This window comes from Gordonia sp. Swx-4 (assembly GCF_030316175.1).
Lineage (GTDB): Bacteria > Actinomycetota > Actinomycetes > Mycobacteriales > Mycobacteriaceae > Gordonia > Gordonia alkanivorans.
Window position 1 is genome coordinate 693,027 of sequence record NZ_CP128197.1, and the last position, 13,246, is coordinate 706,272.

The 13,246-nt window shown below is 67.8% G+C and carries 13 protein-coding genes; 8 read left to right on the top strand and 5 right to left on the bottom strand.

Annotated features, from left to right (window positions below; genetic code table 11):
- Positions 1 to 17: 17 nt before the first annotated feature.
- From PWF70_RS03175 to PWF70_RS03205, 7 genes are all read left to right on the top strand, one after another.
- Entirely contained in the window at positions 18 to 830 is an 813-nt protein-coding gene (locus PWF70_RS03175) for a tyrosine-protein phosphatase (protein WP_006358299.1), read from the top strand.
- 137 nt (positions 831 to 967) lie between these two features.
- A complete protein-coding gene (locus PWF70_RS03180) occupies positions 968 to 1,573 on the top strand; it encodes a TetR/AcrR family transcriptional regulator (RefSeq protein ID WP_042376950.1) in 606 nt (201 codons plus the stop codon).
- Between the two features lie 148 nt (positions 1,574 to 1,721).
- A complete protein-coding gene (locus PWF70_RS03185) occupies positions 1,722 to 2,399 on the top strand; it encodes a DUF4166 domain-containing protein (RefSeq protein ID WP_006358301.1) in 678 nt (225 codons plus the stop codon).
- Between the two features lie 107 nt (positions 2,400 to 2,506).
- Complete coding sequence (locus tag PWF70_RS03190) at positions 2,507 to 2,947, top strand: SRPBCC family protein (protein WP_006358302.1); 441 nt, start codon at positions 2,507 to 2,509, stop codon at positions 2,945 to 2,947.
- 133 nt (positions 2,948 to 3,080) lie between these two features.
- Positions 3,081 to 3,599 carry a DUF6764 family protein gene (locus tag PWF70_RS03195; protein WP_035752055.1) on the top strand — a complete coding sequence of 173 codons (519 nt, stop codon included), beginning with the start codon at positions 3,081 to 3,083 and terminating at the stop codon, positions 3,597 to 3,599.
- A gap of 103 nt (positions 3,600 to 3,702) precedes the next feature.
- Positions 3,703 to 4,653, top strand: coding sequence for a polyphosphate kinase 2 (gene ppk2 / locus PWF70_RS03200; protein WP_006358304.1), 951 nt, complete (start codon positions 3,703 to 3,705; stop codon positions 4,651 to 4,653).
- A gap of 50 nt (positions 4,654 to 4,703) precedes the next feature.
- A complete protein-coding gene (locus tag PWF70_RS03205) occupies positions 4,704 to 5,498 on the top strand; it encodes a hypothetical protein (protein WP_006358305.1) in 795 nt (264 codons plus the stop codon).
- Between the two features lie 39 nt (positions 5,499 to 5,537).
- Here the strand turns inward: PWF70_RS03205 and PWF70_RS03210 are convergent, their stop codons facing one another.
- The 4 genes from PWF70_RS03210 to PWF70_RS03225 form a co-directional block, all read right to left on the bottom strand.
- Entirely contained in the window at positions 5,538 to 7,214 is a 1,677-nt protein-coding gene (locus PWF70_RS03210) for a thiamine pyrophosphate-binding protein (protein WP_006358306.1), read from the bottom strand.
- A gap of 5 nt (positions 7,215 to 7,219) precedes the next feature.
- Positions 7,220 to 7,999, bottom strand: coding sequence for a cyclase family protein (locus tag PWF70_RS03215; protein WP_006358307.1), 780 nt, complete (start codon positions 7,997 to 7,999; stop codon positions 7,220 to 7,222).
- The gene (locus PWF70_RS03220) at positions 7,996 to 8,694 is read right to left on the bottom strand and encodes a TerD family protein (RefSeq protein ID WP_006358308.1); all 699 of its coding nucleotides are present in this window, start codon (positions 8,692 to 8,694) and stop codon (positions 7,996 to 7,998) included. The genes PWF70_RS03215 and PWF70_RS03220 overlap by 4 nt, the downstream gene beginning before the upstream one ends.
- 78 nt (positions 8,695 to 8,772) lie before the next feature.
- Positions 8,773 to 10,833, bottom strand: coding sequence for a prolyl oligopeptidase family serine peptidase (locus PWF70_RS03225; protein WP_006358309.1), 2,061 nt, complete (start codon positions 10,831 to 10,833; stop codon positions 8,773 to 8,775).
- Between the two features lie 260 nt (positions 10,834 to 11,093).
- Here PWF70_RS03225 and PWF70_RS03230 point away from each other — a divergent pair, with 260 nt between their 5' ends.
- Positions 11,094 to 12,686, top strand: a complete 1,593-nt coding sequence (locus tag PWF70_RS03230; RefSeq protein ID WP_035752130.1) for a serine hydrolase — start codon at positions 11,094 to 11,096, stop codon at positions 12,684 to 12,686.
- A gap of 7 nt (positions 12,687 to 12,693) precedes the next feature.
- On the opposite strand, the gene PWF70_RS03235 is transcribed toward PWF70_RS03230, so the two are convergent.
- The gene (locus PWF70_RS03235; protein WP_035752049.1) at positions 12,694 to 13,179 is read right to left on the bottom strand and encodes a DinB family protein; all 486 of its coding nucleotides are present in this window, start codon (positions 13,177 to 13,179) and stop codon (positions 12,694 to 12,696) included.
- Between the last annotated feature and the right edge of the window lie 67 nt (positions 13,180 to 13,246).

Here is a 13,246-nt window from a genome sequence, read left to right on the forward strand (position 1 = left end):
CTGCGACGATGAGTCGCGTGACTGTGACACCCGGTGCGCCGAGCCCGATCGGCAGCCTCCCGAATCTGCGTGACCTCGGCGGCTGGCGGACCGCCGACGGGCGAGTGGTGCGTTCCGGGTTGCTGTTCCGGTCGACGGACTTCTCGTCGCTCACCGACTCCGATGTCGCCGCCCTCGAGAGCCTCGGCCTGCGCACGGTGTACGACCTCCGTTCGGTGCACGAGAGGGAGGCCATCCCGGACCCGTCCCTGCCCGACGTCACCGAGGTCGGGCTCGACGTGCTCGCCGACGCGCAGATGTCGATCCCGGCCAACATCGGTGCCGTACTCGCTGATCCGGCCGTGGTCGCCCAGGCCGACAAGGTCCTGGCCGGGGGTAAGGCGCGGGAGATGATCTCGGGTACCTACCGCGAGATGATCACCCTGCCGAGTGCCACGGCCGCCTACTCGGAGTTCTATCGCGGGCTCCTCGGCGACGCGCCGAGCCCGATCCTCTTCCACTGCACGACCGGCAAGGACCGCACCGGTTGGGCCGCCGCGGCATTCCTCACCCTGGTCGGGGTGGGTGAAGAGGACGTCTACCGCGACTACCTGCTGACCAACGAGCGCCTCATCCCGGCGCTGAGGCACATCTTCGACGGCTTCGCGGCCGCGGGCGGCGACCCGCAACTTCTCGTCGGCGTGCTCGGCGTCGACGCGGGATACCTCGACGCGGCCTTCGATGAGGTGCGGACCAGATACGGCGGCATCGAGGGGTACTTCAGCGAGGCGCTCGGTATCGGTACCCGCGAGCAGGACAAGATCCGCGAACGTTTCCTCGTGGAGGCCTGACCCGGGTCCACCGGAAGACGATGCGCGTGGTCATGCCGTGTGCGACCACGGTCTGCGTACCCGGTCGGACACGCCTCCCGGGCGATCGGGCTATGTATAGTTGCATAGACCACCCGGACGAGATGAAGGAGCAGGTCATGGCGCCGCATTCCGCCGAATCCGTCATCTCCGGATCGGATGAGCGTGGTCCGCGTGAGCGGATGATCGTCCATGCCGCGGACCTGATCGGTCGCGACGGTGTCGCCGCGACCTCGATCGGCGACGTCATCTCCGCGAGCGCCGCGCCTCGCGGGTCCATCTACCACCACTTTCCCGGCGGCAAGACGCAGCTCATGACCGAGGCGGTCCAGTACGCGGGAGACTTCATCGCCGAGCGGCTCGCGCGCCGGGTTACGCTCACCCCCGCCGAGACGGTTCGCGAGATCGGCGGCGTGTGGCGGCGCATGCTGGTCAACACCGACTTTCAGTTCGGCTGCCCGGTCATGGCCGGCGGCCTGGCGCCTCGCGGCGAGCCCGAGGTGGCCGACGCCGCCGCCGAGATCCTCCGCCGCTGGGCCGATCTGATCACCGCCCGGCTCGTCGTCGACGGTGTGGACAGCGAGCGCGCCGATTCGCTGGCGAACCTGATCGTGGCCGCCATCGAGGGGGCGGTCGCACTCTGTCAGACGCAGCGCAGCGTCGAACCGCTCGATCGGGTCATCGCCGAACTGGCCGCCCTCTGCGACGCCGCGGTCTACCGGTAGGCATTCCCACCGGTTCTGGCGAACCCGCAGACCTGGTCATCTGTACGTCGTTGGCTTGCGGCGGGCTCCGTAGTAGGTTCACGGTGGCGCCACCTCGGTGGCAGTACGCCGTGTGAACGACGCTGGGCCGAGTTCGGGAGGGGACACGATGACGCCGGTCTTCCGGCATGAGCTGGGCTCGGACTTCGACCGCCTCCACCCCAACGTCGCATGGCGTTACGGCATCGACTCCACCTCCGGGGTCGCCCAGATCTGCCACGGCATGTACGAGTCGGTGTACGTGTCCTCGGTCCTGCCCCCACCGGCTCTCTGGCACTACGCCAAGCGGAACGCCCTGCCGTCCAAGACCAGTCGGATGGTCCCGTTCACCCAGGCCTACTACTGCTACGTCGATGAACTCGAGCGCGAGTCCCTCGCGGTACTGCGGACCTTCCGGTACACGACCGGCCCGCGCAAGCTCAACTCCCTCCTCGTCGCGGGACGCAGCGGACTCGTCGACTACTTCGGCGACGGACCCGAGTTCCTCTATCCGATCGAGCCGTCGGTGACCCCGGCCGGCGAGCTGCTCCTCGAGAGCGGACCGATGCGCTGGCTGGGGCGCGGACCGAAGGTGGGCATGAAGGGCCTCTTCACCGCGCAGATGAAATACATCGAGGGGTGGGACGAGAAGCGCGAACGCTTCCGCTGTGACATGACGGTTCGCAATCCGGTCATCGGCGAGATCATGCATTTCCGAGGATGGTTCACGGCGGCGGACCAGGCGTGCACACTCCGCGACATCCCCGACGAGGCGTGGCCGGTGAACCTCGTCGACCGGGAGAGCTGATCCCCGTCGAGGCGCGAGCTGGGTGAACCTGGTCACCCGACCAGGACGAATCCCGACGGCGCACGGTTCGGTGTGTGCCCGCGGAGGCCGGACGGTAGGTTCACCCCATGGCTGTCTCCGCGAACATCGAATTCCACATCGCCGCCCCGGTCTCGGTGGTGATGGAAGTACTCATGGACATCGAGTCCCTCCCCGAGTGGTCGGGCCCCCACAAAGAGGCCGAGATCATCGACGAGCACGACGACGGCGCACCGAGGACCGTGCGCATGGTGGTCACCGCGGCGGGTATCTCCGACGAACAGACCTGTACGTACGAGTGGACCGACACGACCTGCGAATGGCGCCTGATCAAGTCGAATCAGCTCAGTGAACAGCGCGGCAAGTACACCGTCACCGCGACCGACACCGGTTCGCACGTGCACTTCGACCTGGAGGTCGATCTCAAGATCAAACTGCCCGGATTGATCGTCAAGCGCGCCCAGAAGATGGCCGTCGACACCTCGCGCAAGGGGCTCACCGCCGAAGCCGAGAAGCGCGCCGCCGGCTGAGCAAACCGCGCCCGAACCGGGTCGCCGTCATCCGGACGGTGTCGACCCGACGATCCCCCGGGTGGCCCGCGCGGACCGCGGGTACCCTGGGATCGTCATCAGCCCAGCCGTTGCACCATGGAGGCCAAATCCCTTGAAAATGAACAAATTTGCCGTCCGGGCGTTGGTCTTCCTCGCCGGTGGCGCCGGTTGTGTCGCATTCGCCGGGTTGTCCGGTGAGGGTGTCGCATCGGCTGTTCAGTGCACGGCGTCGAACGGGCAACAGATCGAACGGGTCGTAGGTGCGAGCGGTTGCGGCGCCAAGGCCGGATTGGGTAGCCGCGCGACCGCCGAGGACCGCAGTGGCAACGGCACGGCCATCTCCGTGTCGGACAACGGCGGCAACGCCTCGTCGTACAACCTGCAGCCGGGCTCGTCGGCCCTCGCAGGTGCCAACTCGCGCGGCGTGGCGTACTCGGTGACCACCGGTCCCAAGGCGCTGTCGATCGCGCAGGCGCGGCGCGGCGGCACCACGGTGGCGGTCGGCGGCTGGGGTGGCCAGGCCTACGCCGGACCCGACGGCGCGGTGTGCAGCGGCGGCTTCGCGGCGGCCTTCGATTCGGTTACCGGTAAGGCCTGCCTGCATTCGGGTTCCATCGATCTGCGCAACTGACCGGTCGGCTCGTCCACCGATCTGAGACCAAACCCGCCCGACGCGGCGCGTCGTTCACCGGCGCGTCGGGCGTGGTCCACCCGGTCGTCCTATCGTTGGGATCGTGACCGATCTACACGACGCAGACCCCCACGTCGGCCCGGACTTCAGTGTCCTGAACGGCCGAGAGGCACTTCAGCAACTCGTCGACCTGCACGATGTCACCCAGTTCACCGTGAACGACGACGATGACGACGACCCCGTCCTGCTGACGCTGCCGCATCGCAACGTGGTCGACACCTGGCGTCAGGACTACCCGTACTCCGAGCGCATGAGCCGGCGCGAGTACGAGGTCACCAAACGTCGCCTGCAGATCGAGTTGCTCAAGCTCCAGAAGTGGTCCAAGCAGACCGGGCAGCGCCACCTGCTGGTCTTCGAGGGTCGTGACGCCGCCGGCAAGGGCGGCACGATCAAACGCTTCAACGAACACCTCAACCCGCGTGGTGCTCGCGTGGTCGCCTTGGAGAAGCCGAGCGAGCGCGAGGCGACCGAGTGGTACTTCCAGCGCTACGTCCAGCACCTGCCGGCCGGTGGCGAGATGGTCTTCTTCGACCGGTCCTGGTACAACCGGGCCGGCGTCGAACGCGTCATGGGTTTCTGTAATCCGCAGCAGTACACACAGTTCATGTCGCAGGTCCCGGCCTTCGAGAAGATGCTCGTCGACGACGGCATCAACCTGGTGAAGTTCTGGTTCTCGGTGACCCCGCTCGAGCAGCGCACGCGGTTCGCCATCCGCCAGATCGATCCCGTCCGGCAGTGGAAGCTCTCGCCGATGGACCTCGCCTCGCTCGACAAATGGGACGCCTACACCGAGGCCAAGGAGGCGATGTTCGCCGCCACCGACACCGACCACGCGCCGTGGACGGTGGTGAAGTCCAACGACAAGAAGCGTGCCCGCATCAATGCGATGCGGTACGTGCTCAGCCTGTTCGAGTACGACGGCAAGAACCACGACTTCGTCGGTCGACCGGATCCGCTGATCGTCGGGCGTGCCGCGGACGTCGTCGGGGAGTAGCAGTCGGGGCTCGGTAGCCTCGTGGGGTGCGAAGCTTTCTGAGTGCTCTGATGACGCTCGTCGCGATGGCGGCGACCGTGCTCGCGGTCCCGGCTCTGTGGCTGGACCTGCGTATCGTCGACCAGGACGGATTCGTCTCCACCGTCGCGCCGATGGCCGAGAACCAGAAGGTGAAGGACTACCTCGCCGACGAGATCGCCGCCCAGGCCACCGCCCGCACCGATCTCCCGATCGCGGGTGCGCTGGTGCGTCCGCTGGCCGCGACGTACACCGACAGCGAGCAGTTCCGGCTCGACTTCGCCGATGTGGTCGGCCAGCAGCACGCCTGGCTGTTCACCGAACCCGCACCGGGTGAGGACACGTCCGTCATGCAGCTCGACATCACCGCGATGATCAACCGGGCGCTCAATCTGACCGGCACCCCGAACGAGATCTCGGGACCGGTCGTCGTCGAATTGACCAACGGGGCTTCGGGTCTCGAGGCCGGTAGATACGCCGAGGTCGGCAGCCAGATCACCATGCTAGCCCGGGGTGCGGCGGCGGTCGCGGTCATCGCCGGACTCCTCGCCCTTCTGCTCGCGCACCGGCGCAGCACGGTCTTCGCCTGGCTCGGGCTGGGCGCTGCCGCGGCCGGGGTCGCGAGCTGGGTCATCGGCCTGTTCTTCGCCGACCGCGCCAAGCAGGAGGTCGCGGGTGCCGAATCATCGGGTCGGCAGGTGGCCGAGCTGATCATCGACGGGGCCTACTCCGACCTCACCCAGGTCGCGCTGATCGTCGGCGGGGTGGGCGTCGCGATGGTCGTTGTCGGGCTCATCGGCCGGATGGTCTTCGCGGGCCGGCGCTGAGCCGTCCCGCTCCCTCCAGCCGCGAGCGAAGCGAGCCTCTCAGTGCCCGGCGAAGGCCTCGGCGAGCCACCAGGATCCGCCGTCGTTCGTGATCTTGGCGTCGATGACCAGCGGGCCGGACGGTTCGGGGGAGTCGAGTGAGGCGACCCAGCGTCGAACCTCGTCGAGGTCGTCGAACCCGGTGACCGTCACGCCCGTCGCGCCGTGGCCGCGGGCGATGGCGGCGATGTCGGTCTCGGGGAAGGTCACCGTCGTCATGTCGGCGTCGCCGAAATGGTGTACCTCGGCGCCGTACGCGGAGTCGTTGTAGACGATCACGACGAGCGGAAGTGCCAGGCGGACGGCGGTTTCCAATTCGGAGATCGCCATCAGGAAACCGCCGTCACCGGTGCCGAGGACAGGCAACCGGGCGGGTTGGGCGATCGCCGCGCCGATGGCCGTGCCCAGTCCGACGCCGATCGACTGGAATGCCTGGGTGAAGCAGAAGCCGAACTCGTCGGGCACCGACAGATGCGTCGACGGGTACCCCATGAAATTGCCCGAGTCGATGGACAGGATGCGGTCGGCAGGCAGGATCTCGTCGAGAGCAATGCTCAACGCGCGCGGATCGATTCGGCCGTCGACAGGCTCGGCGGTGACCGGGACGTCCTGCCACCGCGCCGACGCGGCGATCCGTTCGGCCACATCATCGGTCCGGTATCCGTTGTGCGACAGCGGATCACCGGAAAGTGCGGCGAGCGCGTCGGCTGCGGTTGCTGCGCAGTCTCCCACCACGCCGACGTCGACCGGGCGGTGCGCGCCGATCGCCTCGACCTCGACATCGACCTGGGCCACCACGGTCTGGTCGCCGATGAGCCGGCCGTGCCGCATCGTCCACATGTTGAGCGCGCATCCCCACCCGACGATGAGGTCGGCGCCGGCGATGAGCTCCGCGGTCGTCGGCGACGAGAAGCCGCCGGAGATGCCCAGCGAGAACGGATTTCCGGCGAAGAGGCCGTTGGCGACCGCCGACGTGGCGAGCAGCGCACCACTTGCCTCCGCGAGCTCCGCGATCTGCGGACCGGCCTCACGACCGCCCCGTCCGGCGACGAAGACCGGCCGGCGGGCCGCGCGAATCGCCGCGACGAGGGTTTCCGCCGACGCGGCGTCGGGCCGGATCCGCGGTGCCCCGAACGAAGCGGCGACCGGCCCGGGCACCTCGACCGGTGCCGCGGCCACGTCGATCGCGATGTTGAGCACGACGGTCCGGCGCTGGGTCACTGCGGTCCGGTACGCCCGGGTCACATCGGCGACCACGGTGTTCGGGCCGTAGACGCGGTCGCTCACCGCGCCCACGCTCGTCGCCAGTTCGTCCTGGTCGATCCGGAAGTTCGACTGCAGCGCGGCAGCCGGGGCGTCGGCGGTCAGCACGATCATCGGGGTACGACTCTTCGCCGCCTCGCCGATGCCGGTGACCGCGTTGGTCAGACCGCAACCCTGGTGCACCGTCAGCACACCCACCCGTCCAGACATGCGCGAGTAGGCGTCGGCCATGGAGGCCGCGCCACCCTCGTGGCGTGCCGCGGTGAATCCGACCCCGCCGGCGCGCAGCGCGTTGGTCATGACGAAGTTGCCGCTGCCGACGACCCCGAACGCGTGACCGACGCCCAGATCGGCGAGAACACGGCCCGCGACGTCGGCGACCGTCGGGCCGTACGTTGTCGCTGAGGCCGTCACGCCGATCAGCTCTCGACGATGGCCAGCACCCGCGACGGGCTGCCGGTACCGCCGACGATCGGGAGCGGACTGACGACGATCACGGCACCGGTGGCGGGCAGCGCACCGAGGTTCCGCAGCGAGGTGAGGCCGTACTTGTCGTTTCCGAGGAAGTGGTAGTGGACGGGGAAGGCCGGCTCGAAACCACCTGCGAGACCTGCGTCGACACCGACGGTCTCGACGCCGAGTCCGGTGATCTGCCGCTGCACGGCCAGCCACTCGGCGCATTCGACCGAGACGCCCGGGGTGTGCGAGCCGGTCTCGTCGGCGTTGAGGAACTCCGCTTCCGACCCACCTCGTGATTCCCATCCGGTGCGCAGCAGGAGCCAGGCACCCGGCAGCAGTTCGCCGTGCTCGGCCTCCCATGCTTCGACGTCGGCGACCTCGAGCAGATAGTCGGGGTTGTCGGCGACCTTCGCGGTCAGGTCGAGGACGGCTGCCGGACCGATCAGCCGCTGCACGGGGATCTGGGAGACGTCGTCACCGTCGCGACCGCTGATCCAGTGGATCGGTGCGTCGAGGTGGGTGCCGATGTGCTCGCCGGTGTGGATGTTGTTGTGCCGCCAGTATGGTCCGGGTTCGTTGTAGGCGCTGACCTCTTCGAGGCTGAAGTCGATCAGGTTCGCGAACGGGGCCGGCAACCGCAGGGCTGGGGTCGAACTCGACAGCGGGGTGGTCAGGTCTATCACCCGGAGGGATCCGTCGGCGAGGCCGGTGAGGAAACCGGGCAGGGCGGTGGCGGTCACTTGCGCGCGCCCCGCCAGTTCATGCCCCAGCCGTAGGCCTCGTCGATCTTGTCCTGAGCGCCTCGGATGTAGCGCACCTCGCGGTTGATCACCAGTTCGCCGCCGCGGTTCTCGAGCAGCGCGATGGCGCAGGAGATCGCGGACTGGTCGGCCTCGTCGAGTCGGACCTCGATCTGCGGTCCGCTGACCGGCGACAACGTGACGACGCCGTTGGCGCTGGCCCAGTTCGGCGTGCCCTCGTAGATGTAGGCGAAGATCAGGATTCGACGGATTCGGTTCGTGGCGGCGAGGTCGATGTACATGTTCTCGCCGCCGGCGCCGCTCCGGTCATCACCGTCGAGGTAGATGATCGGCTCCCCGTCGCGGGGAGCCCGGAACGAATTGCCCAGGGCCTGGACGATTCCCTTGCTGCCGTCGGTGAATTCCCACAGGCAGGCGAGGTCGAGGTCGATGCCCTTGGCCTTGCGGAAGAAGCCGCCGCCGGAGGAGTTCGCGGTCCAGCTGAGGTTGACGCGCACCTGACCGGTGGCCGCGCCCTGCTTGCTCAACGAGATGCTCGGCGCCGACTTGGTCAGCGTGATCTTGGAGAGCGACACCGGCTGGGCCGGTGGCTGCTGGCCGTGACCCGGAGCCGGAGGCTGTGCGGGCGGTTGCGGGGGTTGGGCTTTCGGGCGCTTGGTGTAGTCGATCCCCATCAGGTTTCCTCATCTCGTCGTGGGCGGCATCGTTGTCGGTCGCGGTGATCTGCTGCCCAGGGTAGTGGAGCTGCGACCTCAATCCGCCTGAGGAGCGAGCGTCCGCCACAGGAACTCGAACGCGAGCGCGGACTTGAACGCTGCCTGTTTGTTGTCCGCGGCGCCGCCGTGGCCGCCCTCGATGTTCTCGTAGTAGAGAACCTGGTGACCGCTTTCCTCCAGCCGCGCAACGAGTTTGCGGGCGTGGCCGGGATGGACGCGGTCGTCGCGGGTGGACGTCGTGACCAGGATCGGCGGGTACGAGGCGCCGGGATCGATGTTCTGGTATGGCGAGAACGGCTTCATGAACTCCCACTGTTCGGGATCGTCGGGGTCGCCGTACTCGGCCACCCACGACGCGCCGGCGAGGAGCAGGTGATAGCGCTTCATGTCGATCAGCGGGACCTGACACACCAACGCGCCGAAGAGTTCCGGGTATCGGGTGAGCATGACGCCCATGAGGAGTCCGCCGTTGGAACCGCCCTGTGCGCCCAGCTGTTCCGGAGTGGTGAGGCCCCCGTCGACGAGGGCACGTGCCACGGCGGCGAAGTCCTCGTACACCTTGTGGCGTCCGGCCTTCTGCGCCTGCGTGTGCCACGACGGACCGTATTCGCCACCGCCGCGGATGTTCGCGATGACGTAGATGCCGCCGCGCTCGATCCAGTTCTTGCCCGATAACGAGAGGTAACTGGGTGTGAGCGAGTTCTCGAACCCGCCGTAGCCGTAGAGCAGGGTGGGACCGCTGGTCACCTCCCGTCGACGGATCACGAAGTAGGGAATCTGTGTTCCGTCGTCGGAAGTGGCGAAATGCTGCTCGGCGATCACCGATTCGGAGTCGAAGTACGTCGGGCTGCGCTTGATGACCTCCGGCGCGGTCCCGTTGCTGTGCAGGAGGCTCGGCGGATCGGTGAACGAGGTGGCCATCCAGAACACCTCGTCACTCTCGTCCGGATCGGTGTCGAGCACGGACACGGTGGCGAGGCCCGGGAGGCCCGGGAAGTCGATGACCTCCCAGCTGCCGAGCTTGCGCACCTCGACCATGGTGTGCACGTCGTGCAGCGTCACGATGATGAGTTGCGAACGCGTGTAGGCATAGTCGACGAGACTCGTGTGGGCATCCGGGGTGAACAGCACGGTCGGCTCGCGGCCACCGGCCCGGTAGTCGTCGTAGTCGAAGGCCAGCAGGGTGCCCGGCGCATGGGTCGTACCGTCGACCGTCCACTCCGACCGCGTCATCACCAGCAGCCAGTTCATCCGCACACCGGCGTGGGCATCGGTCGGGACGTCGATGAGTTCCGTTTCGCCGTCGCGTAATTCGAACATGAGCGAGTTGAAGAAGTCCGTCGAACGCAAGATGAAATGTCGCTCGAAGCCGGGGGTGTCGTCGTAGATCGCGTGCACCGACACGTCGCTCTTCTCGCCGGCGAAGACGGTGGTCGCGGCCTCCAGCGGGGTGCCCCGCGACCAGCGTTTGACCACGCGGGGATAGCCGGAGTCGGTCAACGACCCGACGCCGTCCGGTTGATCGCCGAAATCGGTTCCGACATAGACGGTGTCGCGGTCGATCCAGCGCACACTCGACTTGTTCTCCGGCAAGGAGAAGCCGTCGGTGATCCACTGCCGCGTCGGGATGTCGAACTCGCGGATCACGCTCGCGTCGGCACCGCCCCGCGACAGCGAGACCAGCGCGCGTTCGTACTCGGGACGGAGCACCGTGGCCCCCGACCACACCCAGTTCTCGTCCTCGGTGCGCGCGAGTTCGTCGACGTCGAGGATGATCTCCCACTCGGGCGCATCGGTCACGTAGGACTCCAGCGTCGTCCGCCGCCAGAGCCCGCGGGGATTGGTCGCGTCGCGCCAGAAGTTGTAGAGGAACCCACCGCGACGCCGGACGAACGGAATCCGGTCGTCGGTGTCGAGGATCGCCAGCGCCGACGCCTCCATGTCGCGGAAGCGGTCCGACGACGAGAGCTTCTCGACGGTCGGGTCGTTGTGGGAGCGTACCCAGGCCAGCGCGTCGTCGCCGGTGACGTCCTCGAGCCAGAGGAACGGATCGTCGGTGTCGGTGCTGGTGGAGATGCCGTCGGCGTGCTCGGTCATGGCGTCCAACTTACGCGGGACGGGTGCAGGTCACCGCCGGTGCGGGACCCGCCCTCGTCACGTCTGTGCCCATCCAGGCCGAAATCGTGCCGGTGGACCACGGAATGTGCACGTCAGGGCGTCTTCGCGGTATCTTTCTCCGCGAGGATGAGGAGATCCGCATGCCCACTACCGATTCGGTCCCTGTCCGACGCTCCGGCCCCGACACCGACTCCGCCGCGGGGCGACAATCACGATGGCGCGGCCCGGGATGGGGACGCGTGTCACTCGCGGCCTGCTCGGCCCTGTCGGTGATCGCCCTCGTCGCTGCGTGCGACACGGCCTCGTCCGGCACCGGCAACCCGCCGACCGAACCGTCGGGGGCGTCGGCGCTGGTGAACCCGAACGCCGTGGACGCGATGCCGCTACCCGACGGTGCGGTGGACAAAGCGGTCGGGCAGCTCGACGGGCTCGCCGAGTCGTTGATGTCGTCGACGGGTCTGCCCGGACTCGCGGTGGCGGTGGTGTCGGGCGGAGAGACGAAGTATGCGAAGGGGTTCGGGGTCAAGGACCTGACGACCGGGCAGAAGGTCGATCCGAACACGGTCTTTCAGCTCGCGTCTGTGTCGAAGTCGGTCGGATCGACGGTGGTCGGCGCGGCGGTCACCGACAAGACGGTTGCCTGGGGCATGCCGATCGTCGAGGGGCTGCCCTGGTTCGCGCTCGCCGAACCGTACGTCACCCGGACCGTGACCGTCGGCGACATGTACTCGCACCGATCCGGTCTGCCCGATCACGCCGGCGACAAGCTCGAGGACATGGGCTACTCGCAGACCGAAATCCTCCAGCGGCTTCGGTTCATGCCTCTCGACCCGTTCCGGATCAGCTACGCGTACACCAACTTCGGTGTCACCACCGGTGGTGAGGCAGTCGCCGCGAAGGCGGGCAAGGACTGGCCGACGCTGTCGCAGGACCTCATCTACGGGCCGCTGGGCATGACCAGCACCAGTTCCCGCTACGCCGACTTCGAGAAGCGGGCCGACCGAGCCGTCGGGCACATCAAGATCGACGGCAAGTGGGCCAAGACCGACATCCCCCGTGACCCCGACGCCCAGTCGCCGGCCGGCGGGGTGAGCTCCACGGTCAACGACATGGCCGTCTGGCTGAAGATGGTTCTGGCGCAGGGCAAGCACAACGGCGCCGAGATCGTCGCGCCGGACGCCCTGCTGCCGGCGGTCTCTCCGCAGATCGTGTCCAACCCGCCGGCGTCGCCGGACGACCGTGCCGGGTTCTACGGGCACGGCTTCAACGTCGGCGTCACCACCGATGCGCGCACCCAGTTCAGCCATGCCGGCGCCTTCGCCTCGGGTGCTGGAACCTCGTTCTCGATCCTGCCGTCCGCGGACACGGCGATCGTGGTGCTGTCCAACGCCGCACCCATCGGGGCGGTCGATGCACTCGCCGCGGAGTTCATGGATCTCGTGCAGTTCGGTGAGATCCGCAGCGACTGGCGTGCGCTGTACGCCAAGGCATATGCGCCGCTGAGTGTGCCCAGCGGCGACCTCGTCGGAAAGCAGGCACCGGCGAATCCTGCTCCGGCCCAGCCGTTGCCGACATTCGTCGGCACATATGCCAACGCAGTCTACGGACCGGCCGAGGTCGTCGAACGGGACGGCAAGCTGTTCCTCGAGATGGGTCCCGGTGGAGTCCGCAAACACGAACTCGCACACTGGGATCGGAACATCTTCACCTTCACCCTGCACGACGAGAACGCCGAACTCGGCAGCATCTCCCAGGTGACCTTCGACGGCCCGAAGATGACGATCGAGTACTACGACGACGAAGAGAGCGACGGGGTCTTCCTGCGCAGCTGAGGCCGGTTCAGCGGCCCGTCCGGCCGTCGACGCCCTCGCGGATGATGTCGAGATGGCCTGCGTGGCGGGCGGTCTCCTCGATCATGTGGGTCAGCGCCCACCGCATCGACGGTGAGGATCGTCGGCCGGCGGCCCTGGGCGCGGGCTCGCCGAGGTCAGCGTAGGCCTCGATGACCGCGTTCGCCTCGGCCACCGCCTGCCGGTAGCCGGCCTGGATGCCGGGCACCGTATCCGACTCCCCGCAGGTGAACGTCGCCTTCCAGTCGGCGGTGTCCTCGCCGAGGAAGAAGAACCGTTCGACGAAGGTCAGGTGCCGCACCAGCCCGAGGAGGTTGGTGCCCGACGGCACGGCGGCTGCGCGCGCGTCGGCCTCGTCGACACCGTCGAGTTTCGACACCGCCGACGAGCGCAGGTAGTCGAGGAAGCCGACGAGAACTTCCTTCTCCGTTCCGCCGGTCGCCGGCGGCGGTGTGTCCTTGCGGCGAGGAGCCATGGGGTCACCATAGGCGGGAGCACGGCGCACTTGTCGCGTATCGGTGCGGTCGGCGCCACGACACGCG

What these genes read in the sequence shown, in the direction of transcription:
- PWF70_RS03180 (WP_042376950.1), top strand. Translation starts at nt 968, where the DNA reads ATGGCGCCGCATTCCGCCGAATCCGTCATCTCCGGATCGGATGAGCGT.
- PWF70_RS03185 (WP_006358301.1), top strand. Translation starts at nt 1,722, where the DNA reads ATGACGCCGGTCTTCCGGCATGAGCTGGGCTCGGACTTCGACCGCCTC.
- PWF70_RS03190 (WP_006358302.1), top strand. Translation starts at nt 2,507, where the DNA reads ATGGCTGTCTCCGCGAACATCGAATTCCACATCGCCGCCCCGGTCTCG.
- PWF70_RS03205 (WP_006358305.1), top strand. Translation starts at nt 4,704, where the DNA reads ATGACGCTCGTCGCGATGGCGGCGACCGTGCTCGCGGTCCCGGCTCTG.
- PWF70_RS03220 (WP_006358308.1), bottom strand. Translation starts at nt 8,694, where the DNA reads ATGGGGATCGACTACACCAAGCGCCCGAAAGCCCAACCCCCGCAACCG.
- PWF70_RS03225 (WP_006358309.1), bottom strand. Translation starts at nt 10,833, where the DNA reads ATGACCGAGCACGCCGACGGCATCTCCACCAGCACCGACACCGACGAT.
- PWF70_RS03235 (WP_035752049.1), bottom strand. Translation starts at nt 13,179, where the DNA reads ATGGCTCCTCGCCGCAAGGACACACCGCCGCCGGCGACCGGCGGAACG.